Annotated in this window: 15 protein-coding genes; 5 read left to right on the forward strand and 10 right to left on the reverse strand. The window is 69.3% G+C overall.

The annotated features are described in order from the left end of the window. Positions 1-21 precede the first annotated feature (21 nt). The 6 genes from DFR39_RS00085 to DFR39_RS00110 all read right to left on the reverse strand — a co-directional run bounded on the left by DFR39_RS00085 (position 22) and on the right by DFR39_RS00110 (position 6,241). Positions 22-1,647, reverse strand: a complete 1,626-nt coding sequence (locus DFR39_RS00085; RefSeq protein ID WP_133601502.1) for an ABC transporter substrate-binding protein — start codon at positions 1,645-1,647, stop codon at positions 22-24. 413 nt (positions 1,648-2,060) lie between these two features. Further along, entirely contained in the window at positions 2,061-3,341 is a 1,281-nt protein-coding gene (locus tag DFR39_RS00090) for a glycoside hydrolase family 18 protein (protein WP_162849350.1), read from the reverse strand. 61 nt (positions 3,342-3,402) lie between these two features. Then, positions 3,403-4,080, reverse strand: coding sequence for a hypothetical protein (locus tag DFR39_RS00095; protein ID WP_133601504.1), 678 nt, complete (start codon positions 4,078-4,080; stop codon positions 3,403-3,405). Between the two features lie 26 nt (positions 4,081-4,106). Then, positions 4,107-4,805: a zinc metalloprotease gene (locus DFR39_RS00100; RefSeq protein WP_211343759.1), complete on the reverse strand. Its 699-nt coding sequence runs from the start codon at positions 4,803-4,805 to the stop codon at positions 4,107-4,109. After that, positions 4,805-5,677 carry an EamA family transporter gene (locus DFR39_RS00105; protein WP_211343791.1) on the reverse strand — a complete coding sequence of 291 codons (873 nt, stop codon included), beginning with the start codon at positions 5,675-5,677 and terminating at the stop codon, positions 4,805-4,807. The genes DFR39_RS00100 and DFR39_RS00105 overlap by 1 nt, the downstream gene beginning before the upstream one ends. Positions 5,678-5,740: 63 nt before the next feature. Continuing rightward, positions 5,741-6,241: an Lrp/AsnC family transcriptional regulator gene (locus DFR39_RS00110; RefSeq protein ID WP_246030625.1), complete on the reverse strand. Its 501-nt coding sequence runs from the start codon at positions 6,239-6,241 to the stop codon at positions 5,741-5,743. 349 nt (positions 6,242-6,590) lie between these two features. On the opposite strand from DFR39_RS00110, the gene DFR39_RS00115 reads away from it, so the two are divergent. Further along, positions 6,591-10,142, forward strand: coding sequence for an indolepyruvate ferredoxin oxidoreductase family protein (locus DFR39_RS00115; RefSeq protein ID WP_133601507.1), 3,552 nt, complete (start codon positions 6,591-6,593; stop codon positions 10,140-10,142). Positions 10,143-10,167: 25 nt separating this feature from the next. Here DFR39_RS00115 and DFR39_RS00120 read toward each other — a convergent pair whose 3' ends face one another. The 3 genes from DFR39_RS00120 to DFR39_RS00130 form a co-directional block, all read right to left on the reverse strand. Continuing rightward, on the reverse strand, positions 10,168-11,121 hold the full coding sequence (locus DFR39_RS00120) for a type 2 periplasmic-binding domain-containing protein (protein ID WP_133601508.1): 954 nt from the start codon (positions 11,119-11,121) through the stop codon (positions 10,168-10,170). A gap of 78 nt (positions 11,122-11,199) precedes the next feature. Then, positions 11,200-12,552: an alpha/beta hydrolase gene (locus DFR39_RS00125; RefSeq protein ID WP_133601509.1), complete on the reverse strand. Its 1,353-nt coding sequence runs from the start codon at positions 12,550-12,552 to the stop codon at positions 11,200-11,202. After that, positions 12,552-13,139, reverse strand: coding sequence for a restriction endonuclease (locus DFR39_RS00130; protein ID WP_133601510.1), 588 nt, complete (start codon positions 13,137-13,139; stop codon positions 12,552-12,554). The genes DFR39_RS00125 and DFR39_RS00130 overlap by 1 nt, the downstream gene beginning before the upstream one ends. 138 nt (positions 13,140-13,277) lie before the next feature. Between DFR39_RS00130 and DFR39_RS00135 the strand changes: the two genes are divergently transcribed. Then, the gene (locus DFR39_RS00135) at positions 13,278-16,004 is read left to right on the forward strand and encodes a M16 family metallopeptidase (RefSeq protein WP_419789843.1); all 2,727 of its coding nucleotides are present in this window, start codon (positions 13,278-13,280) and stop codon (positions 16,002-16,004) included. 180 nt (positions 16,005-16,184) lie between these two features. Next, a complete protein-coding gene (locus tag DFR39_RS00140; protein WP_133601511.1) occupies positions 16,185-18,752 on the forward strand; it encodes an EAL domain-containing protein in 2,568 nt (855 codons plus the stop codon). Between the two features lie 22 nt (positions 18,753-18,774). On the opposite strand, the gene DFR39_RS00145 is transcribed toward DFR39_RS00140, so the two are convergent. Further along, on the reverse strand, positions 18,775-19,686 hold the full coding sequence (locus DFR39_RS00145; RefSeq protein ID WP_133601512.1) for a LysR family transcriptional regulator: 912 nt from the start codon (positions 19,684-19,686) through the stop codon (positions 18,775-18,777). Positions 19,687-19,861: 175 nt separating this feature from the next. On the opposite strand from DFR39_RS00145, the gene DFR39_RS00150 reads away from it, so the two are divergent. Together DFR39_RS00150 and DFR39_RS00155 are read left to right on the forward strand one after the other, a co-directional pair. After that, a complete protein-coding gene (locus DFR39_RS00150) occupies positions 19,862-20,713 on the forward strand; it encodes an MBL fold metallo-hydrolase (protein WP_133602363.1) in 852 nt (283 codons plus the stop codon). Continuing rightward, on the forward strand, positions 20,707-21,381 hold the full coding sequence (locus DFR39_RS00155) for a DsbA family protein (RefSeq protein ID WP_246030627.1): 675 nt from the start codon (positions 20,707-20,709) through the stop codon (positions 21,379-21,381). Before DFR39_RS00150 ends, DFR39_RS00155 begins: the two co-directional genes overlap by 7 nt. The last annotated feature ends 21 nt before the right edge of the window (positions 21,382-21,402 follow it).

Raw genomic sequence — 21,402 nt, forward strand, 5'->3', positions numbered from 1 at the left:
TTCGCTCGGCGCGCGCGGGAACTACTTCTTGCTGACCGTGAAGACGTAGTTGGTGTCCGAGGTCGGCCCCAGCACCAGGGACTGCACATGGCTGCGATAGGCCGCCACATCGGTCTGCTGGTAGACCATGATGAAGGGGCTGGTCTGGCGGAACTCGGCCTGCAGGGCCTGATACATGGCGGCGCGCTTCTTGCCGTCGCGCTCGAGCATGGCGGCGTCGGCCTTCTTGGTCAGCTCCGGAATGTCCCAGCTATTGCGCCAGGCCAGGGGCTTGGCCTTGGCCTCGTCGCTGTTGTCGGGGTTGCGCACAAAGGTGTCGGCATTGGTGTGCGGATCCCAGTAGTCCGAGCCCCAGGTGCCGATGTACATATCGTGGCTGCGGGCGCGGTACTTGGTGAGGGTCTGCTTGCCATCGCCCGGGATGATCTCGATCTCCACGCCGGCGCGCTTGGCGGTCTGCTGGAAGTTCTCGGCAATGCCCTGCACCGGCTGCACGGTGCGCATATCGATGCTGGCCTTGAAGCCATTGGGGTAGCCGGCCTTGGCCAGCAGGGCCTTGGCCTTGTCCACATCGAGCTTGTAGGGCTTGTCGGTGGCGGCGCCCAGCAGACCCACGGGCAGGAAGTTCTGGTGGATGCGGCCGATGTGCTGAACCATGGTGGCACCAATGCCCTCGTAGTCCAGCAGGTACTTCATGGCCTCGCGCACCTCGGGCTTGGCGAAGGCCGGGTGCTTGAGGTTCATGGAGATGTAGAACACCGTGCCCTTGGGCGTGGTGGCAGTCTTCACCTCCTTGTTGGCGGCCAGGGCATTGAGATCCTGGGGTGCCAGATTGCGGGCCACATCGATATCGCCCTTCTCCAGCATCAGGCGCTGGGTGGAGGCTTCCTTGACATGGCGGTAGATCACGCGAGCCAGGGGGGCCTTGGTGGCGCTGTTGGCATTGCGCTCCAGGGCAATGATCTCGTTGGCACGCCACTCGCGCAGCTTGTAGGGGCCGGAGCCGGCGTAATTGGTCTTGAGCCAGGCGTAGCCCATATCGCCATTGGCTTCCTTGCTGAGCAGCAGCTTCTTGTCCAGCACCGAGGCCACATTGGCCGTCAGGCAGTTCAGCACCAGGGTGGGCGCGAAGCTCTTCTCGGTCTCCAGCACCAGGCTCAGCGGGCCGGTGGCGCGCACGCGCTGGGCCACGTTGTCCTTGTTCCAGCCCAGCTGGGCCAGGATGAAGGCGGGGGTCTTGTTCAGCAGGATGGCGCGCTGCAGAGACCAGGCCACGTCCTCGGCGGTGAGGGGATTGCCCGAGGCGAACTTCAGCCCGGGCTTGAGCTCGAAGCTGTAGGTCTTGCCGTCCTCGCCCACCTTCCAGCTCTTGGCGATATCGCCCACCAGCTCGGAGGGATTGGCCACATTCAGGCGCACCAGGCGGTCGTAGGTATTGCCCATGATCTCGCCGGCCGAGATCTCGAAGGACTCGGCGGGATCCATGGTGATGATGTCGTCGAAGGCCAGCGCCTGGACCAGGGTGTCCTTGGGCGTGGCGGCCTGGGCCAGCTGGAAGCCGCAAGCCAGGGCCAGACTGCTGGCCAGCAGACCGTGCACGGCACGGCGGGAGATCGTGTACTGGGTCGGCGGCAGGGTTTTTCTCATACGCTCCTCTACAGACAGGCTGACGGATAGGCGGGCACCACAGGCCCGCGCCGATTCTTGCCCGGCGCTCGCGCCCTGCCCCGGGTAGAAACCAGAAGCCGGCGCCGCGACATCGATAGCGGCTGATGCAAAGCCCATAGCTGCAGCACATGTGCCGCGCGCACAGCGCACGCTCGCACCAGCAAAGCGGGCGCGGGCACCATGGCGGCGCCCAGGGCACCGAGACCGGACCTGCGGTCGGGATGGAAGAAGCGAAGGGAGGGGCGGCGGCAGGAAGGGGCGCGAAGGACGGCTCACTGCCGGTCGCGGAAAACGAGCGACCACCACATCGGGTTGCCGCCCTGATCAGAAGGATGCGGCGGCCGCTCGATGCGAATGTTGCGGCCAAGCGCCTCGCGGCGACTTGATCTGGCTCAGGGCTTGGTCCGCGGTGGTGCGATCAGCAGATTGCCCACGCCGCGATTCATGGCGTTGAGCAGGTCGCCGTTGTCCTGGCTGAGCTCCCAGGCGAACACACCGGCCAGGCCGGCTTCCTGGACGAAGCGGCCCTTGGCCAGCACGGCGCGCGGATCGTCGTAGCCGATATAGAGCTGCAGACCCGGATGGTGCAGGGACCAGGCCTGGGTCACCGGGTCGAGGCGGGCCGCAAAGCCGCGCTGGCCCCGGCCCTGGCGATCCAGATAGCGGGCCGCGATCTCGCGGTAGACCATGGCACCCTCGGCCCCAGGATAGGCGGCCTTCTTGGTCGCCCCGGTGCGCGGCTCGCGCACGCCCGAGAAACCGCGGCCATACATGGCCACGCCCGCCACCAGCTTGGACGCCGGCACGCCCGCGGCGCGCAGATTGCGCACGCCGCGCTCCAGGCTGTCGTCGGCCTCGGGCGCGCTGCTGCGCAGGGCGCTGTGATGACCCACGCGCTCGGACCAGCCGCCGTAGTAGTCGTAGCTCATCATGAAGACCAGATCCAGGGCCTGCTCCGCCTGGCGGAAGTTGATGCGATCGATGATGGCGCTGGTGGTGTTGAGCGCGGTGCTCAGCAGATAGAGCCGCCCGGTCTCGGCCGTCAGGCGGTTCAGACCGGCGCGCAGCTCCGTCATCAGATCGGCATAGCCCTGGCCATCGGCCGGGCTGCCCAGGGCCACGCCGTTGGCGGCGCCATTGCTGCCGGGGTGCTCCCAGTCGATGTCGATGCCGTCAAAGCCCGGATGCTCGCGCAGAAAGCGCAGGGCCGAGGCGATGAAGACGGCGCGCCGCGCGGGCTCGTTGGCCAGATGGAAGAAGGGGTCGGAGCCGCCCCAGCCGCCCACCGAGGCCAGCACCTTCACATGGGGCTGGCGGGCCTTGAGCTGGCTGAAGGCGGCGTCAAAGCGCTTGTCCACCGCACCTGTGCCCAGCTCGAAGTCGGCACGGCCCTCGCACTTGGGCGCATCCACCGGCAGCTGGCCCGGACCGCAGATGCGCAAAAAGGCGTAGAGCACATGGCTGACGCTGCCTGCCGGCAGCTGCTCCAGCAGGGCCGGCGACTCCCAGTTGGGCATGTAGACGCCCACCACCTTGGGGCTGCTGCGCTCCACGGCCAGCGGGCCGGCGCCAAACAGGGGCGGCTCGGCCGCCTGGGACGTCTGGGCCGGTACGGCGGAAGCAAAGAGCAGGGCCGCAAGGGCGGCAGCGGCGGTCTGGGCAAGCGAGGGCATGAAAGAAAGCTCCGGCTGAGAGGCCGGGAGACTAACACCAATCAAATACCAATAAAGCCCATCAAGGTGCCGGCTGCACCCGCAGCTGCAGCTCGCGCTGGCTCTGCTGCTCGGCATCGCGGCTGCTGAGCACGCCGCTCTCGCTGCGCTGCTGCTGCAGACCGCGGCGCGCCACCGTCAGCCACTGACCCAGGGGCACTTGCACGGTGGAGAGAATCTCGGCTTCGCCCCGGGCGCCGCTGGGCGCCAGGGCGCGCAGTTCCACCCGCACGGGCTGCTCGCCGCCGGGCCAGCTGGGGCTAAGCACAAAGCCGCTGCGACGCTCCACCGGCACGCTGCGCAGCAGGGCTTCGCCACGGGCGGCGGGCTGGGGCCGCGCTTCGCCCGGGCTGCGCAGGGAGACGCCGTAGTCCAGCCATTGCAGCAGCTCCACCTCGGCCAGCATGACGCTGGCCGTGCCGCCATTGAGCACCAGCAGCTGGTGTTGCTGGCTGCTGTCCTGCTCCACCCGGCGGGTGGACAGGCTCACACCGCCAGGACGCGTCGAGACACTGCCGCCGGTGCCCACCACCACCGCGCCCTGGCGCACACCGGCCACGGCCGCGGCGCTGATGCCGGACTCCACCCAGCGCAGCTCCACCAGCAGGTTCTGGCGCGGCAGCTGGGCCTGGGCGAGGTCTGAGCCCTGCAGCATCACGGCGGCGGTCGCGAGCAGGCAAAGACGGCGTGTGGCATTCATGAGCTGCAGCATAGCGCCGGCCGGCCTCAGGGGGCCGCTGCCATGCCGTTGACGGCGCGGCAGCGCGCGATATCGCAGGCCGTGGGCAGGCTGGAGCGGTACTCCACAAAACTCTTCATCGCGTCCGGCACGCGTGCGCTGCAGTGATTGCCGCGGCCGTCGTGGTAGTAGGACATCACGTCCACGCAGCGGCGCGAATGCGCCACCAGCCCGAGGAAGTGACCCATCTCGTGCGAGACGCTCATCTGCAGGGTCTGCAGGGCCGGATGCGCAGGATTGCGCTGGCGCAGCAGCGCGAACATCGCGGGGCTCAGGTTCAGCGTGCGCTGCGTCAGGTTGGCGGCAGCGAAGTTGCCGCGCACCGCGGCATCGTCCCACTGCACCCGCACCCGGCCTTGCGCGGGATCGGGCGGCTGCGCGCGGGCCTGCGCCTCGTCCATCACCTGCACCGGCAGGCCGCAGGGCGCCCAGGCCTGTGCGGCGCGCTGCAGCACACCCAGCACCTGCGCGGCGCTGAACGCCTGCGGCGCGCCGGCATGCGCATAGACAAACAGCCAGGCGCCATGCGGCGAGGGCGTGTCGCGGCCATCGTTCCAGGTCTGCAGCTCGCCCGGCAGGCACTGGGCGATCTCCTGGGCGCGGGTGTCGCTGAAGGCCTGCGCCCGTGGGCTGCTCAGCGCGGCCAGCAGGGCCAGGGTGGAGGCCAGGAGACACCGCACCATCATCAGCGCGCGCGCCAGGGCCGCAGGGGCCACAGCAGGTTCAAGGCCAGGCCGCTGAGCACCAGGGCGGCGGCGCCAAGCTTCCAGGCCGGCAAGTCTTCTCCCAGCCACCAGGCCGCGGTGCTCATGCCGAACACCGGCACCAGCAGGGCCAGCGGCACGATCTGGTTGGTGGGGTGGCGCGACAGCAGCCAGCCCCAGACGCCATAACCGAACAAGGTGTTGCCCACCGCCTGCCAGACCAGGGCGCCCCAGGCCACCGGCCCCGCGCTGGCCAGGCCCTCGGCGATGCGCGCCGGGCCCTCGAACACCAGCGACAGCAGCAAGAGCGGCGGCGCGGCGAACACCGAGCTCCACACCACATAGGCCAGCATGTTCACGCGGCCGGCGCGCTTGCCGACGATATTGCCGCTGGCCCAGCTGAAGGCGGCCAGCAGCACCATGGCCAGGCCCAGCACCGTGGTGTGGGCATCGGTGTGCGCGCCGATCACCGCCAGGCCCGAGGCGGCCAGCAGCAGGGCCAGCCATTGGTAGGGCTGGGGCGCTTCGTGGCTCAGGCGCATGGCCAGCAGCAGCGTGAAGAAGACCTGGGTCTGGATCACCAGCGACGCGAGGCCGGGCGAGATCTGCGAGCCCATGGCCAGATAGAGCAGGCCGAACTGGCCCACGCCCACAAGCGCGCCATAGGCCGCCAGATTGCGCCAAGGCACATCGGGCCTGGGCAGAAAGAAGATGGCCGGCAGCACCGCCAGCGCGAAGCGCAGCGCCGCGAACAGCAGCGGCGGAAAGGCGTTGAGGCCCAGCCGGATGATGACGAAATTGCTGCCCCAGGTGGCGACCACGGCCAGGGCGAGCAACAGATGTCGGGAGGGCAGGCTTGCGCTGGTGCTCATGAAGCGGCTGTTAGGGGCGGTGGCAGGACGCGCCAGCGTATCCGATCAAGTGCCCCCGCGCAGATGCCCCAGCGGCAGGGCGCCACTGGCCTTGACCTCGCCCAGCGAAAAGCTGGTGTGGATGTCCTTCACATTGGGCAGGTTCAGCAAGGTGTCGATGGAGAAGCGGCTGAAGGCATCGAGGTCGGTGGCCATGACCTGCAGCTCGAAGGTGCCCGCCCCCGAGATGTAGTGGCAGGCGATCACCTCGGGCAGGGCGCGGATGGCGGCCTCCAGCTCGCGGGTGGCGCTGCCGGCGCTGCGCTCGGTGTCCACGCGCACAAAGGCCAGCACGCCCAGGCCGATCTTGCGGCGGTCGATCTCGGCACGGTAGCCGGTGATATAGCCCTGCTCCTCCAGCCAGCGCACGCGCCGCCAGGTGGGCGCGGCCGAGAGCCCGATGCGCGCGGCCAGCTCCGCGTTGGACAGGCGCGCCTCGCGCTGCAGTTCGGCCAGGATGGCAATGTGATAGCGGTCCAGGCCCTCACCGCCCTCCTCCGCCCCCACGCCGGTCGCCGCCGCCGATGGGGAACCTATGGTTTTCCCTGATGTCGGTTTTCTGGAAGCCAATTTGCACCTAAAGCGGTTGTTTGAGCAAGATTATTGCTCCAGCACACTGGTTTGGCCATCAAGAAGAAAGCACCGCGCGGGGCCATTTGCCTACACTGCCCGGCGGGAATACGCGCCCGAAGCGCCGCAGCCCGGTGCCCTTTGCAGGCGCGCAAGCCACAAGCCTTGCGCCAAGGCCCGGCTGCGCCGCAAACACGCAAAACCGCCCATACTGCTGTCGACAGGGCCGGCGCCACAAGCGCCCAGGCCTCCTGCATGTCGATGACCCCTCAGGAGCCCAAAGCCAATGAATGCACCGCTGCCCGAACACATCCTGCGCGCCCTGGAGAAGGTCTCGCTGGACGACAAATATGCGCTGGACCACGGCCGCGCCTTCATGAGCGGCGTGCAGGCCCTGGTGCGCCTGCCCATGCTGCAGCGCACGCGCGACGCCATCGCCGGGCTCAACACCGCGGGCTTCATCTCGGGTTATCGCGGCTCGCCCCTGGGCGGCTACGACCAGGCCCTGATGGCGGCCAAGAAGCATCTGGCCAAGCAGAACATCGTGTTCCAGCCCGGTGTGAACGAGGAGCTGGGCGCCACCGCCGTGTGGGGCACGCAGCAGCTGGACCTCTTCCCCGAGCAGAAGAAGTTCGATGGCGTGTTCGGCATCTGGTACGGCAAGGGCCCGGGCGTGGACCGCTGCATCGATGTGTTCAAGCACGCCAATATGGCCGGCACCTCGCGCCACGGCGGCGTGATCGCGGTGGCGGGCGACGACCATATCGCCAAAAGCTCCACCGCCGCCCACCAGAGCGACCATGTGTTCAAGGCCGCGGGCTTCCCGGTCTTCTTCCCCAGCAGCGTGCAGGACATCCTGGACATGGGCCTGCATGCCTTTGCCATGAGCCGCTTCTCGGGCCTGTGGTCGGGACTCAAGACCATCCAGGAGATCGTCGAGTCCTCGGCCTCGGTGAGCGTGGACCCGGACCGCGTCAACATCATCCTGCCCGAAGACTTCCAGATGCCCGAGGGCGGCCTGCACATCCGCTGGCCCGATCCGCCGCTGGACCAAGAAGCGCGCATGATGGACCACAAGTGGTACGCCGCCCTGGCCTATGTGCGCGCCAACAAGCTCAACTACAACGTGATCGCCGGCGAGCAGGACCGCTTCGGCATCATCGCCAGCGGCAAGGCCTGGAACGACACGCGTCAGGCCCTGCACGACCTGGGTCTGGACGAGGCCAGCTGCCGCCGTCTGGGCATACGCCTGCACAAGGTGAATGTGGTCTGGCCGCTGGAGGCCAGCATCACGCGCGACTTCGCCACCGGTCTGCAAGAGATCCTGGTGATCGAAGAGAAGCGCCAGGTCATCGAATACCAGATCAAGGAACAGCTCTACAACTGGCGCTCCGATGTGCGCCCGCATGTGCTGGGCAAGTTCGATGACGACGGCCAGAGCGGCGGTGAGTGGGGCCTGCCCAATCCCAGCAAGAACTGGCTGCTGCGCCCCGAGGCCGACCTGACCCCGGCCCTGATCGCGCGCGCCATTGCCAAGCGCCTGAAGAAGCTGGGTGTGGATGCCGATGTGGCGGCCCGCCTGGATGCGCGCATGAGCCTGATCGAGTCGCGCGAACGCGCGCTGCAGGAAGAGGCCAAGCTGGCCGCCGGCGCCGACCGCACGCCCTGGTTCTGCTCGGGCTGCCCGCACAACACCAGCACCCGCGTGCCCGAGGGCTCGCGCGCCGTGGGCGGCATCGGCTGCCACTACATGGTGACCTGGATGCCGGGCCGCAACACCGCCACCTTCACCCAGATGGGCGGCGAGGGCGTGCCCTGGGTGGGCCAGGCGCCCTTCAGCACCGCCAAGCACATCTTCTCCAACCTGGGCGATGGCACCTACTTCCACAGCGGCATCCTGGCCATACGCCAGAGCATCGCCTCGGGCGTGAACATCACCTACAAGGTGCTGTACAACGACGCCGTGGCCATGACCGGCGGCCAGCAGGTGGGCGAGCGCCCCGAGGGCCACTCGGTCACCCAGATCATGAACAGCCTGATCTCGGAAGGCGTGGCCAAGCTGGTCATCGTCAGCGACGAGCCCGAGAAGTACATGGGCCGCGCCCTGGCCAGCGGCGTGACCGTGCACCACCGCGACGAGCTGGACGCCATCCAGCGCCAGTTCCGCGAGATCCCCGGCGTCACCGCCATCATCTACGACCAGACCTGCGCCACCGAGAAGCGCCGCCGCCGCAAGCGCGGCAAGCTGGCCGACCCGGCCAAGCGCACCGTGATCAACGAGCTGGTCTGCGAGGGCTGCGGCGACTGCTCGGTGCAGAGCAACTGCCTGTCCATCGAGCCGCTGGAGACCGAGTTCGGCCGCAAGCGCCAGATCAACCAGAGCACCTGCAACAAGGACTTCAGCTGCGTGAAGGGCTTTTGCCCCAGCTTCGTCACCATCGAGGGCGGCGAGCTGAAGAAGCCCAAGAAGGACAAGCGCCTGAGCCCCTTCGATGCCGGCCTGCCCGCCCTGCCCCAGCCCCGCATCCCCAACGCAGAGAGCGCCTGGGGCATCGTGGTGGCCGGCGTGGGCGGCACGGGCGTGATCACCATCGGCCAGCTGCTGGGCATGGCGGCCCACCTGGAGGGCAAGGGCGTGATCACGCAGGACGCCGCGGGCCTGGCCCAAAAGGGCGGCGCCACCTGGAGCCATATCCAGATCGCCAACGAGGCCAACGCCATCCACTGCACCAAGGTGGGCACGGCCGAGGCCGATCTGGTGATCGCCTGCGACGCCATCGTCGCCGCCAACAAGAGCACCCTGGCCGTGATGCGCGAGGGCCGCACCTATGTGGCGCTCAACACCCACGGCTCGCCCACAGCCAGCCTGGTCAACAACCCCAACTGGTCCTTCCCCGGCGCCGCATGCGAAAGCGCCGTGATCCAGGCCGTCGGCCAGGACGGCGTGGGCCGCTTCGATGCCGAGGAGGTGGCGCTCAAGCTGCTGGGCGATTCGCTCTACACCAACCCGCTGATGCTGGGCTACGCCTGGCAGCAGGGCCGCGTGCCGCTGAGCTATGAGGCCCTGATGCGCGCCATGGAGCTCAACGGCGTGCAGATCGACAACAACAAGGCCGCCTTCGAATGGGGCCGTCGCTGCGCCCATGATCTGGCCGCGGTGCAGTCGCTCTACGCCGCCCAGCAGGTCATCAACATCGTCAAGCGCGACAGCCTGGACGAGATGCTGGCCAAGCGCCTGAGCTTCCTGACGGACTACCAGAACGAGGCCTATGCCGCGCAGTACCAGGCCTTCGTCGAGAAGGTGCGCGCCGCCGAGGCGCCGCTGGGCTCCACCCGTCTGAGCGAGGCCGTGGCCCGCTACCTCTTCAAACTCATGGCCTACAAGGACGAGTACGAGGTTGCGCGCCTGCACAGCGACAAGAAGTTCGTCGAGAAGATCGCCGCGCAGTTCGAGGGTGACTACAAGATCGTGCACCACCTGGCCCCGCCCCTGCTGGCCAAGAAGAACGAGAAGGGCGAGCTGGTCAAGCAGCAGATGGGCGCCTGGATCCGCCCGGCCTTCGGCATCCTGGCCAAGCTCAAGGGTCTGCGCGGCACGGCCTTCGATGTGTTCGGCCACACCGCCGAGCGCAAGATGGAACGCCAGCTCATCCAGGACTACCGCCAGAGCATCGAGCAGATCCTGGCCAAGGGCCTCACGGCCGAGCGCCTGGCCCTGGCCGTGGACATCGCACGCATCCCCGAGGAGATCCGCGGCTACGGCCATGTGAAGGAGCGCCATGTGCACGCGGCCCGCGCCAAGTGGCAGGGCCTGATGGAGCGCTGGCGCCAGGCCTGATCGGCGCCAGCGGAGCCGGGCTGCTTCAGCCCGGCTCCGCCAGCAAGCGGCTGCGCACCAGGGGGTGCCAGAGCTTGGCTTCGCCCAGGGGGGTGAGCGGGGGCAGATCGGGGTTGCGCAGACGCAGCCAGCGGCGCTCGGCCAAGCGGGCCCGCTTGAGCTGCGGGCTCACCCATTGCTCGAACAGGGCTTCGAAGCTGCCGTCCGCCAGGGCTAGCTCCCAGCCCTGCTGCAGACGCTGGGCCAGCTCGGGCCGATGCGGGCTGACAAAGAAGTAGTAGGCGGACGGGTAGGCCAGCAGCCAGCTCTCCAGCACGGCCAGGCCGGGCAAGGCATCCACGATGGGATAGACCTCGGTGGCGCCCAGGGCGAACAGGTCGATGCGCTCGCGCCTGAGCATTTCCGGAAAAACGCTCAGCCGGGACAGGCGCTCGACCGAGCAGCCATTGGCGGCCAGGATGCGGGTGTCGGGCCAGTCCGCCACCTGCCCCAGACGCAGGCGTCGCGCCTGCTCCAGATCCACGATGTCCTCCAGGGCCCGGCGCCGGCTGGCCAGGGCAATGGGCAGGCGCACACCGAGCAAGCCTCGGTACAGACAGACGCGCAGCGGCAGCGCCCCCTGCTCGCGCTGCACCGAGGTGATGGAGCTCAGCAGATCCAGGCCGCCGCTGGCCAGCTCCAGCGAGGCGCGGTTCTGCGACAGGGGCGGCGCCGCCTCCAGCTGATAGGGGCCATGGCTGGCCTGGGTCTTGTCCAGCAGCAGGCGCAGCACGGTCTGCTCGTAGCTCAGCACCTTGGCGTTCTGCTCCTGCGAGAGCGCATGCCTGATGCGCAAGGCATCGGGCTGCGGCGCCGCCCTCGGCCCTGCGCTCAGGGCCAGCCCGCCCAGGGCGGCCAGGCCCTGGCACAGCCGGCGCCGCGAGGCACTCGGCGCACCGTCAGGCAGCGTGTGGGCGGTCTCGGATCGCTGTGGCTCCATGCCTGCAGTGTGCGCCAAATCATGGCGCCATGAGTTCCGCGGCGGCGTCCTGCTGACGCAGCGCAAAAGCTCCCGGCCTCAGGGCCGCAGGCGCGGCGCAACGCGCGTCTCCAGCGACGCAGGCTGATAGTCCGGCCGGAAGCGGCAGCTGGAAGGGAATTGCGCCTGCGCCCGCTCGCAGCCCTGCGCCACCGCGGCCGGCGTCGGCTTGCGCCCCTCGCGCAGCCAGGCTTTCAGGGCCTCCATCAGGGCCACATAGCTGGCGTCGCTGAGGTAGCTGTGTTCGGCATCGTCGCTAAAGGTCTGCACCAGCGACCCGGCGCGGCCGGCCCGCGCCATGGTCTCGCCAAAGCTGTGCTGCAGCTCGACGAAGGCGATCGGGTCGCGGATGCCATGGACCGTCAGCACCGGCACCGCGATTCGGCCGCCGGGATCGGTGTCGGCGCCGAAACGCGCCACCGCCGCCGGGTCGGCCGCATAGCGCAGCACGCCGGCATTGAGCGCGCGGTCATCATCCGAGCCGCGGTACTGCGCGCCGGTATTGCCGAACACGCTGGCCCCGCCGCTGCGCTTCTCGGCAATGTCCTGGAAGTGGAAGGTGGCCCAGTTCAGATGGCCCAGGATGTTGCGCTCCGGGATCTGGATCACCTCGGTGATGGTGCGGATCTTGCGCGCCTGCTCGGCGCTGCGCTCGGCCGCGGGCTTGTCCAGCGCCAGGCAGTCGTTGATGCGCCGGGCCAGTTCGGCCTGGCTCAGCGCGCTACCGGCCGGCAGGCCGCGCCACAGCGGATACGGCGGCTCCTCGGGGCGCGGATGGTTGTTGCACAGGTACTGGTAGACCACGCGCAGATCCAGGCGGAACTCGTAGGACCGGGTGCCGCCGGCCAGCACGCCGCTGGTGAGCAGCACGCCGTCATAGGCCCGCGGGTACATCTCGGCCGCGATGGCCGCCACGCTGGCGCCCCAGGACTGGCCATGCAGCAGGGTCAGCTTGGGCTGGGCGACATGCTGGACAAAGAGCCGACGCAGGCGCTCGGTGTCCTCGGCCGCGGCACGCACCGCCACCCCGCCCTGGCGGAAGCTGGAGCCGGCCCAGGCATAGCCGGCGCGCGGCATGATGGACCAGCGCTGCAAGTCCTCCTCGACGCGCTTCATGGTCGGCGCGCCAAGAAAGGGGCCGCCGTGGCTGTGCAGCACCAGCTCGCCCCGCCAGTCCTTGGGAATGGCGATCAGGTAGAAGGCGCCGGCACTGTCCTGGCCACCCAGGCAGCGGGTGTCGGCCGGCATGCCGCTGGGGCAGGCGCGGGCCTGCGGCGCCGCCTCGGGCGGCATGGGAGGCGACTCGGCCGCCCGATGGGCGCAAGCGCCCAGCAGGGCCAGGGACAGCAGTGCCGCCCCCAGGGCGGCGCTTGCGATTCGGCGCTTATTCATCAGTGTGGCCTCCCCTTGCCCGAGGGCAGATCGCGCAACAGGCCGGCCAGTTCGCTCGCCTGCCAGATGTCGATGCCCTGCGCGGCGGCATAGGGTCGGGCGTTCTCGCTCAACGCGGCCAGGCCGATATAGATCACCGCGTCGGCCTGCCTGGCCTCACGCGCGGCCTGCAGCGCACGCAGCGCCTCCAGCCCGGTGCGGGCCGATTTCCAGCGCCGCGCGCTGACCAGGGTGAGGCGGCCCCCGCGCTCCAGCTCGAAGTCATAGGCCTCGCTCTTGCCCGACGGCAGCCTCAGTGTGTAGCCCTCGCGTCGGAAGGCCTGCTCCAGCAGTGCCGAGAAGGCCGGCCAGCCCAGGTCGGCCAGGGCCTCCTGCGTCTGGGCGATGCGCGCGGCGCTGGGCAGGCCCCATTGGCGACGCAGGGCCAGCGCGCTGACCACCAGAAAGGGGAATCCCGAGAGCGCGCCCACCAGCCGCAGGTCCGCCGGCAGCAGCGCAAAGCTCAGCAGGGCCAGCACGGCCGCGATCAGCAAGCCGATCCACCAGGACGAACGCAGCAGGATCGCGAACAGCGAGTTCTTCGCCATGGTCAGCTTCAAGGACGGGCTCCGGTTCAAAGGCCAGGAGTATCGATGATCGCCCGCGACCACCGCGCCATGCGCGTCGCCGCCATGCTGCTACGCTCTGCGCCGCGCATCCCGACACAGGAGCAAGAACGCATGCACATGATGATGATCCGCCGCATCACGCTGATCCTCGGCGCCGGCCTGATGGCCGCCAGCGCCGCCACCGCCCAGGCGCCGCTCAAACCCGTGGCCAGCGTCGAGGGCATCACCGAGTACCGCCTGGCCAACGGCCTCCAAGTGCTGCTGGCCCCGGACAGCTCCAAGCCCAGCACCACGGTCAATATGACCTACAAGGTCGGCTCCCGCCACGAGAACTATGGCGAGACCGGCATGGCCCATCTGCTGGAGCATCTGCTGTTCAAGCCCACGGCCAAGAACCCCGCACCGGACGCCGAATTCGCCAAGCGTGGCCTGCAGTCCAATGGCAGCACCTGGCTGGACCGCACCAACTACTTCGCCAGCTTTGCCGCCAACGAGGCCAATCTGCGCTGGTACTTGGAGTGGCAGGCCGACATCATGGTCAACAGCCGGGTGGCCCGCAGCGATCTGGACACCGAGATGACCGTGGTGCGCAACGAGATGGAGATGGGGGAGAACGACCCCGGCAACATCGTCTTCGAGCGCCTGCTGGCCACCATGTACCAGTGGCACAACTATGGCAAGAGCACCATAGGCGCGCGCGCCGATGTGGAGAACGTGGACATCCCGCGCCTGCAGGCCTTCTACCGCCAGTACTACCAGCCGGACAACGCCACCCTCATCGTCTCGGGCAAGTTCGACAGCGCCAAGGTGCTGGCCTGGGTGCAGCAGAGCTTTGGCAAGATCAAGAAGCCCACGCGCAAGCTGCCCAAGCTCTACACCCTGGATCCGGTGCAGGACGGCGAGCGCTTTGTCGCGGTACGCCGCACCGGCGGCGTGGCCAGCGCCACCCTGGCCTACCATGTGCCGCCGGGCCCGCACCCGGACTATGCGGCAGTGGAGCTGCTCAATCTCATCCTGACCGAAGCTCCGGCCGGCCGTCTGCACAAGGCCCTGGTGGAGCGGGACAAGCTGGCCGCCTCCGTGGCCGCCTTCGCCGCGCCCCTGCATGATCCGGGCTTCACCGTGCTGAATGCCGAGCTGGCCCCCGGCGCCAGTCTGGAGCTCATGAGCCAGCGGCTGCTGCAGGTGGTGGAGCAGGAACTGATGGCCCAGCCCATCACGGCCGAAGAACTCAAGCGTGCCCAGACGCGCTGGCTGAACCGCTGGGAGCAGCTGTTCACCGATCCCGAGCAGGTGGGCACCGCCTTGTCCGAGACCGTGAGCCAGGGCGACTGGCGCCTCTTCTTCCTGCTGCGCGACCGCATCCGCAGCGCCAAGCTGGACGATGTGCAGCGCGTGGCGCGTGAGCGCCTGCTGCCCAGCAACCGCACCCTGGCCCATTACATCCCCACCGACAAGCCCCAGCGCGCCCCGGCGCCGGCCATGGTGGAGGTGGCGGCCGAGATGAAGCAGTTCGTACCGGCTGCCGCCGCGACTCAGGTGGCGGCCTTCGACGCCAGCCCCGCCAACATCGACCGCCAGACCCAGCGCGCCACCCTGGCCAGCGGCCTGCAGCTGGCCCTGCTGCCCAAGCCCACCCGCGGCAATGCGGTGCAGGGCGTGCTGAGCCTGCGCTGGGGTGACGCCGCCGGCCTGCAGGGCCTGCGCGCCGTCAGCGATGCCACGGCGGCCCTGCTGGACAAGGGCACGCAGCGCCTGGACCGCCAGCAGCTGCGCGACCGCCTGGACGCGCTCAAGGTGGAGCTGCAGGTCATGCCCGGCAGCGAAGGCGTGAGCGTGGCCTGGACCACGCGCCGCGAGCATGCGGCCGAGGCCCTGGCCCTGATCGGCGAGATGCTGCGCCAGCCGCGCCTGGGCCCCGACAGCCTGGACGAGGTGCGCGCCCAGAGCCTGGCCGCCCTGCAGGCCCAACGCGATGAGCCCCAGGCCGTGGCGGCGAACGCCATCGCCCTGGCCTTCAACGGCCCCTACACCCGCGGCGATGTGCGCCATGCGCGGACCTTTGACGAGATCGCGGCCGATACGCAAGCGGTGAGCATCGAGCAGGTGCGGGCCTTCCACGCCCGTTTCTACGGTGCCAGCCAGGCCCAGCTGGGCCTGGTGGGCGACTTCGACGCGGCCGCCCTCAAGCAGGCCGCCGAGACCGCCTTCGGCGACTGGCGCGCGCCCGCTCCCTATGCCCGGGTGCCCCGACCCAGCCTGGCCGTGCCCGGCAAGCTGCAGCTGATTCAGACGCCCGACAAGCAGAACGCCGTGCTGGCCGGCCGCATGCCCCTGGCCCTGAGCGACGAGCATGCCGACTATCCCGCCCTGCTGATGGCCAACTACCTGCTGGGCGAGGGCAGCGACTCGCGTCTGTGGAAGCGCATCCGCGAGAAGGAAGGCCTGTCCTATGGCGTCTGGTCCTTTGTGCAGTGGAGCCCCCTGGACGAGAACTCGCCCTGGAACCTGGGCGCCATCTTTGCGCCGAGCAATCGCAGCAAGGTCGAGACGGCCCTGCGCGAAGAGGTGGCCCGTGCGCTCAAGGACGGCTTCAGCGCCGAGGAGGTGGCCGCCGGCAAGCAGGCCCTGCTGAGCAGCCGCGCCCTGGCGCGCGCGCAAGACCCGGCCCTGGCCCAGACCCTGGCGGCCAATCTGCTGCTCAAGCGCACGCTGGCGCGCAGCCAGCAGGTGGATGAGGCGCTGAGCCGGCTGACGCCGGAACAGGTCAACGCGGCCCTGCGCAAGTACCTGAAGCTGGCGGACTTCCAGCTCATCTTCGCGGGCGATTTCAAGCAGCCCTGAGCGCACGCGTTTCCCTGCAGCAACACGGCCCACGGGCCGTGTTGCGCTATTGGGACCGCCTCAGCGGCGCGGCGCACTATCATCTCGCCAACCCCCATGAATAGGACGCCCAAGGGCTTGCCTGGGGCTCCTTGATGCGCATCAAGACGCTGCGCGCAGCGTGCGACGAAAAGAGACGAGATGCTCGAAGCCGAAAAGGCGGTCCAAGAGGCCCAGCGCCTGGCCCAGCTGGACGCGTTGGACCGGGTCATGGCCATGGCCGAGTTTGACACCGACGGCGTGTTGCGCCAGGCCAATGAGCGCTATCTGGCCCTGCTGGGCTACAGCCGCGAGCAAGCCCTGGGTCTGCCCCACCAGGCCTTCTGCACGGATGGACAGGCCGAGCGCGAGGAGTACCAGCGCTTCTGGGCCGGCCTGCTGGCCGGTGGCAGCCACAGCGGACTGGTGGAGCGCCGGCGCCGCGACGGCAGCAGCTGCTGGCTGGAAGCCAGCTACACCCCGGTGTTCGACGCGCAGGGCCGGGTGCAGCAGGTGCTCAAGGTCGCCAGCGATGTGAGCGAGCGCCTGCAGCACGAGCGCGAGCAGCAGGAGCATCTGCGCCGACTCTCCCTGGTGGCCGACGCCAGCGATGCGGCCGTGGTGATCAGCGATGCCGAGTCGCGCATCGTCTACGTCAATACCGGCTTTAGCCGCATGTTCGGCTGGACACCGCCGGAGGTGCTGGGCCGGGAACCCATCGCCCTGCTGGCCCCCCAGCTGCCGCAGACCTTTGCCGAGGACTATCGGGCAGGCCTGCGCGCCGGTCGCGCCGTGGGCCGCGAAGAGATCGTCAGCGGCCGCGAGGGCCAGCGCTACTGGGCCAAGGTGATCAGCAATCCGGTGGCCGGCCCTGACGGCGCCTGGCAGTACACGGTCACCCTCTTGACCGACATCACCCGCGCCAAGATGCACGAGGCGCTGCAGCACCGCGTGCTGGAAGCCATGGCCCGCGAGCGCCCCCTGGTCGAGGTGATGGAGCTGATCTGCCGCGAGGTGGAGCGCATCGCCCCGGACCTGATCGCCTCCATCCTGGAGGTGGATGAACAGGGCCTGCTCCATCCGCTGGCCGCGCCCGGCCTGCCCATGGAGTACTCCTCCAAGCTGGAAGGCCTGGCGATAGGCCCCCAGGTCGGCTCCTGCGGGACCGCGGCCTGGCGCCGGGAATCGGTCATGGTCGGCGATATGGACCACGACCCCTTGTGGGCCGACTACCGCGCCCTGTTCCAGCCCCAGGGTCTCAAGGCCTGCTGGTCCACGCCCTTCTTCAATGGCGAGGGCCGCGTGATCGGCACCTTCGCCTTCTACTCACGCCGCAAGCACAGCGATCTGAACTCTCCTTTCCACCAGCAGCTGGTGGACGCCTGCACCCATCTGTGCAGCCTGGCCCTGGAGCGTGAGCTGGCACGCAAGCGCATCCGCCAGCTGGCCTTCTATGACGGGCTCACGGGCCTGCCCAACCGCAGCCTGCTGCACGCGCGTGCCGACCAGGCCATCGCCTCCGCCGCGCGCAACGAGGAGCAGCTGGCCGTGCTCTTCCTGGACCTGGACCGCTTCAAGCAGGTGAACGACTCCCTGGGCCACCCGGCGGGCGACGCCCTGCTGCGCGAGGTGGCAAAGCGGCTGCAGCACGAGCTGCGCGCCTCGGACATTGCCGGCCGGCTCTCGGGCGATGAGTTCGTGGTGGTGCTGCCCCAGTGCGATGCAGAGCACGCCACCAACACCGTGGAGCGCCTGCAGGCCCTGCTGGCCGCACCCATGAGCATTGCCGACACCCGCCTGTCCATCTCCGCCAGCGTGGGCATCGCCATGTTCCCCGGCGACGGGCGCGAGATGGAGACCCTGCTGCAGCGAGCCGATATGGCCATGTACCAGGCCAAGAGCGCCGAGCGCGGGAGCTTCCGCTTCTTCAGCGCCGAGATGAACCGCATGGCCCAGGAACGCCTGGCCCTGGAGACCGCGCTGCGCGAGGCCCTGGCCCAGGGCTCGCTGTGCCTGCACTACCAGCCCCAGATCGAGCTGGCCACGGGCCGTCTCTACGGTGTGGAAGCCCTGGCACGCTGGACCCATGCCGCGCTGGGTCCCATCCCGCCCACGCGCTTCATCCCCCTGGCCGAGGAATGCGGCCTGATCGCCGAGCTGGGCCGCTGGGCCCTGCGCGAGGCCTGCCGCCAGCTCGCCGCCTGGCGCGCCCAGGGACTGAACGTGCCAGCCGTTTCGGTCAATCTCTCGCCCACGGCCTTCCACAATCTGGAGCTGCCCAACATCATTGCCAGCGCGCTGGAACGCCACGCGCTGCAGGCCAGCGACCTGACCCTGGAGATCACCGAGAGCGTGCTGCTGGACACCAATCCCAGCACCATGAAGACGATTGCCGAGGTCCAGGCTCAGGGGGTGCGGCTGTCCATGGACGATTTCGGCACCGGCTACTCCAGCCTCAGCTATCTGCGCCGCCTGCCGGTCAGCGAGCTCAAGCTGGACCGCATCTTCGTGGCCGACCTCGAAGGCGACGAAATGGCGCGCGCGCTCAGCAATGCCATCCTGGGTATAGGCAAGAGCCTGCAGCTGACCGTGGTGGCCGAGGGCGTGGAGAACGAGCAGCAGAACCGCCTGCTGCGCGAGCAAGGCTATCCCGTGGCCCAGGGCTATCTGTTCTCCAAGCCCCTGCCGCCCCAGGACCTGGAGCCCTGGCTGCGGCAGCACCTGGGCTAGGCCTGCGCCCAAGAGACCGGCCTCAGGCCTGGTCCCAGTAGGGGCGCTCGGGGTCGAAACGCTCGGCCAGAAAGTCCACGAAGCGGCGCAGCAGCAGGGGCTGGTGGCGCCGGCTGGTGTAGACGGCGTGTATGCCCAGCTCCTCGGGTTCCCAGCCCGGCAGCAGGCGCTGCAGCTGGCCCGCGGCCAGGGCCGGACCTGCCAGATAGGTGGGCAGCAGGGCAATGCCGGCGCCGGCCAGCGCGCCCTGCAGCAGCACCGTGGCCTCGTTGGAGCGCAGCCGCGGCGGCCCGACCAGGGGCACGCGCTGCTCCTGGCCCGCGCGGCGCAGCCGCCACTCCTCGCTGCCGAAGCGGGCATGACCCAGGCAGACATGCTCGGCCAGCTGCTCGGGGCGCTCGGGCGCGGGTCGGCCGGCCAGATAGGCCGGGGCGGCGCAGAGCACCGAGCGGCACACGCTCAGGCGGCGCGCGATCAGGGCCGGGTCCAGCTGGTTGCTGATGCGCAGGGCCAGGTCGATGCGGTCCTCCACCAGATTGACCGGATGCTCCGAGGCCAGCAGCTCGATCTGGGTCTGGGGGTGGGCCGTCAGGAAATCGGCCGCCGCCGCGGCCAGGTGCAGCTGGGCAAAGGACATGGAGGCGCTGATGCGCAGCAGCCCCCGCACCTGCTGCTGGCGCGCGCCGGCCGCCTGGCGCGCATCCTCGGCCAGCTCCACCAGCTGGCGGCAGCGCGGCAGGGCTTCCAGGCCGGCATCGGTCAGGCTCAGGCGCCGGGTACTGCGCTGCAGCAGCCGCGTGCCCAGCCAGCGCTCCAGTCCCTCCAGCTGGCGGGTGGCCATGGCGCGCGAGATGTCCAGGCTGGCGGCCGCGGCGCTGAGGCTGCCGCGCTCCACCACCTCCACAAAGACGCGCATGGCTTGCAAGGTGTCCATATGCCCGAATCATGCAACAAACATGCGCTTCAAAGGCTGTTTATCCGCGCAATCCGAGCAAATAAAGTTCAGTCCATCGCAACACCCTGAACGCCAAGGACCTCGTATGAACCGCCACAACACCCTCTCCCGCCTGATGCGCCGCCTGGGCCTCGTCTCCGCCCTGGGCCTGGGCATGGTCGCCGCCGGCCAGGCCCAGACCGCCGCCGCCCCGGCCGCCGCCAGCGCCCCGCTGGAGCTCAAGGTCATCAATCACGGCGCGGCCAGCTTCCATGTGAACTCGGTGCTGGTCATGGGCGCCAAGGAAGCCCTGCTGCTGGACGCGGGCTTCACCCGCGCCGACGCCCTGCGCATCGCCGCCGCCGTGCTGGACAGCGGCAAGACCCTGTCCACCATCTATGTCTCGGCCGCCGATCCCGACTACTACTTCGGCCTGGAAGTGCTGAAGCAGGAGTTCCCGGCCGCCCGCGTCGTCACCGCCGCGCCCACCTTCAAGAAGATCGAAGCCTCCCTGCCCACCAAGCTCAAGGTCTGGGGCCCGCGTCTGGGCGCCAATGCGCCGCGCCAGCCCCTGCTGCCCCAGGTGCTGGAGGGCAATACCCTGACGCTGGAAGGCCAGACCCTGGAGATCCGCGGCCTCAATGACAGCCTGGCCCACCGCAGCTATGTCTGGATTCCCTCGCTCAAGGCCGTGGTCGGCGGCGTGAACAGCTTCGGCGGCCTGCACGCCTGGACCGCCGACACCCAGACCATGGCCGAGCGCGCCGCCTGGGTGGCCAAGATCGACGAGCAGCTGGCCCTCAAGCCCGCCGTGGTGGTGCCCGGTCATATGCTGCCCGGCACGGTGCAGGACGCCTCGGTGCTGCGCTACACCCGCGACTATCTGCAGCGCTTCGAGACCGAGCTGCCCCGCGCCGCCAATGCCGCCGCCCTGATCGAGACCATGAAGGCCGCCTACCCGCAGGCCGGCCTGGGCATCGCCCTGGACATCGGTGCCAAGGTCAACAAGGGTGAGATGAAGTGGTAAGCGCCAGCGCCGCGGGCCGCGTGCCCGTCCTGCACTATGTCTTCGATCCGCTGTGCGGCTGGTGCTGGGGCGCGGCCCCGCTGCTGCAGGCCACGGCGGCCCAGCTGCCGGGGCTGAGCCTGGTGCTGCACGGCGGCGGCCTCTTTGCCGGCGCCGCCCGCCGGCCCATCACGCCCGAGCTGCGGGCCTATGTGCAGCCGCATGACCGCCGCATCCAGGCCCTGAGCGGCCAGCCTTTCGGCAGCGGCTACACCGACGGCCTGCTGCGCGAACCCGATGCGCTGCTCGACTCCGAGCCCCCCATCACCGCGGTGCTCGCCGCCAGCGAGCTGGGCGGCGCCCACGTCGGCCTGGCCCTGCTGGAGCGGGTGCAGCGCGCCCATTACGTGGAAGGCCAGCGCATCGCCGAACCGGCCGTGCTGCTGGGCCTGGCCCGCGAGCAGGGGCTGGACGGCGCCGCCTTCGAAGCCGCGTACGCGCGCCTGAGCGGCGCGGCCACCCAGGCCCATCTGCGCGAGAGCCGCGCCCTGATGCAGGCCGGCGGCGTGCAGGGCTTCCCCAGCCTGCTGCTGCAAGCCCCCGACGGCCGCCTGCTGCGCCTGGATCACTCGCGCTACTACGGCGATCCGCAGGCCTGGGTGCAGAATTTGGCGCAGGTCCTGGCCTGAACGCGGCAACGGGCCAAGACC

The organism is Roseateles asaccharophilus, from assembly GCF_004362405.1.
GTDB classification, from domain to species: domain Bacteria; phylum Pseudomonadota; class Gammaproteobacteria; order Burkholderiales; family Burkholderiaceae_C; genus Kinneretia; species Kinneretia asaccharophila.

Excerpts from the sequence above, each read along its gene's own strand:
- DFR39_RS00085 (WP_133601502.1), bottom strand. The coding sequence starts at position 1,647 with ATGAGAAAAACCCTGCCGCCGACCCAGTACACGATCTCCCGCCGTGCC.
- DFR39_RS00090 (WP_162849350.1), bottom strand. The coding sequence starts at position 3,341 with ATGCCCTCGCTTGCCCAGACCGCCGCTGCCGCCCTTGCGGCCCTGCTC.
- DFR39_RS00095 (WP_133601504.1), bottom strand. The coding sequence starts at position 4,080 with ATGAATGCCACACGCCGTCTTTGCCTGCTCGCGACCGCCGCCGTGATG.
- DFR39_RS00100 (WP_211343759.1), bottom strand. The coding sequence starts at position 4,805 with ATGATGGTGCGGTGTCTCCTGGCCTCCACCCTGGCCCTGCTGGCCGCG.
- DFR39_RS00115 (WP_133601507.1), top strand. The coding sequence starts at position 6,591 with ATGAATGCACCGCTGCCCGAACACATCCTGCGCGCCCTGGAGAAGGTC.
- DFR39_RS00120 (WP_133601508.1), bottom strand. The coding sequence starts at position 11,121 with ATGGAGCCACAGCGATCCGAGACCGCCCACACGCTGCCTGACGGTGCG.
- DFR39_RS00125 (WP_133601509.1), bottom strand. The coding sequence starts at position 12,552 with ATGAATAAGCGCCGAATCGCAAGCGCCGCCCTGGGGGCGGCACTGCTG.
- DFR39_RS00130 (WP_133601510.1), bottom strand. The coding sequence starts at position 13,139 with ATGGCGAAGAACTCGCTGTTCGCGATCCTGCTGCGTTCGTCCTGGTGG.
- DFR39_RS00135 (WP_419789843.1), top strand. The coding sequence starts at position 13,278 with ATGATGATGATCCGCCGCATCACGCTGATCCTCGGCGCCGGCCTGATG.
- DFR39_RS00140 (WP_133601511.1), top strand. The coding sequence starts at position 16,185 with ATGCTCGAAGCCGAAAAGGCGGTCCAAGAGGCCCAGCGCCTGGCCCAG.
- DFR39_RS00145 (WP_133601512.1), bottom strand. The coding sequence starts at position 19,686 with ATGGACACCTTGCAAGCCATGCGCGTCTTTGTGGAGGTGGTGGAGCGC.
- DFR39_RS00150 (WP_133602363.1), top strand. The coding sequence starts at position 19,862 with ATGGTCGCCGCCGGCCAGGCCCAGACCGCCGCCGCCCCGGCCGCCGCC.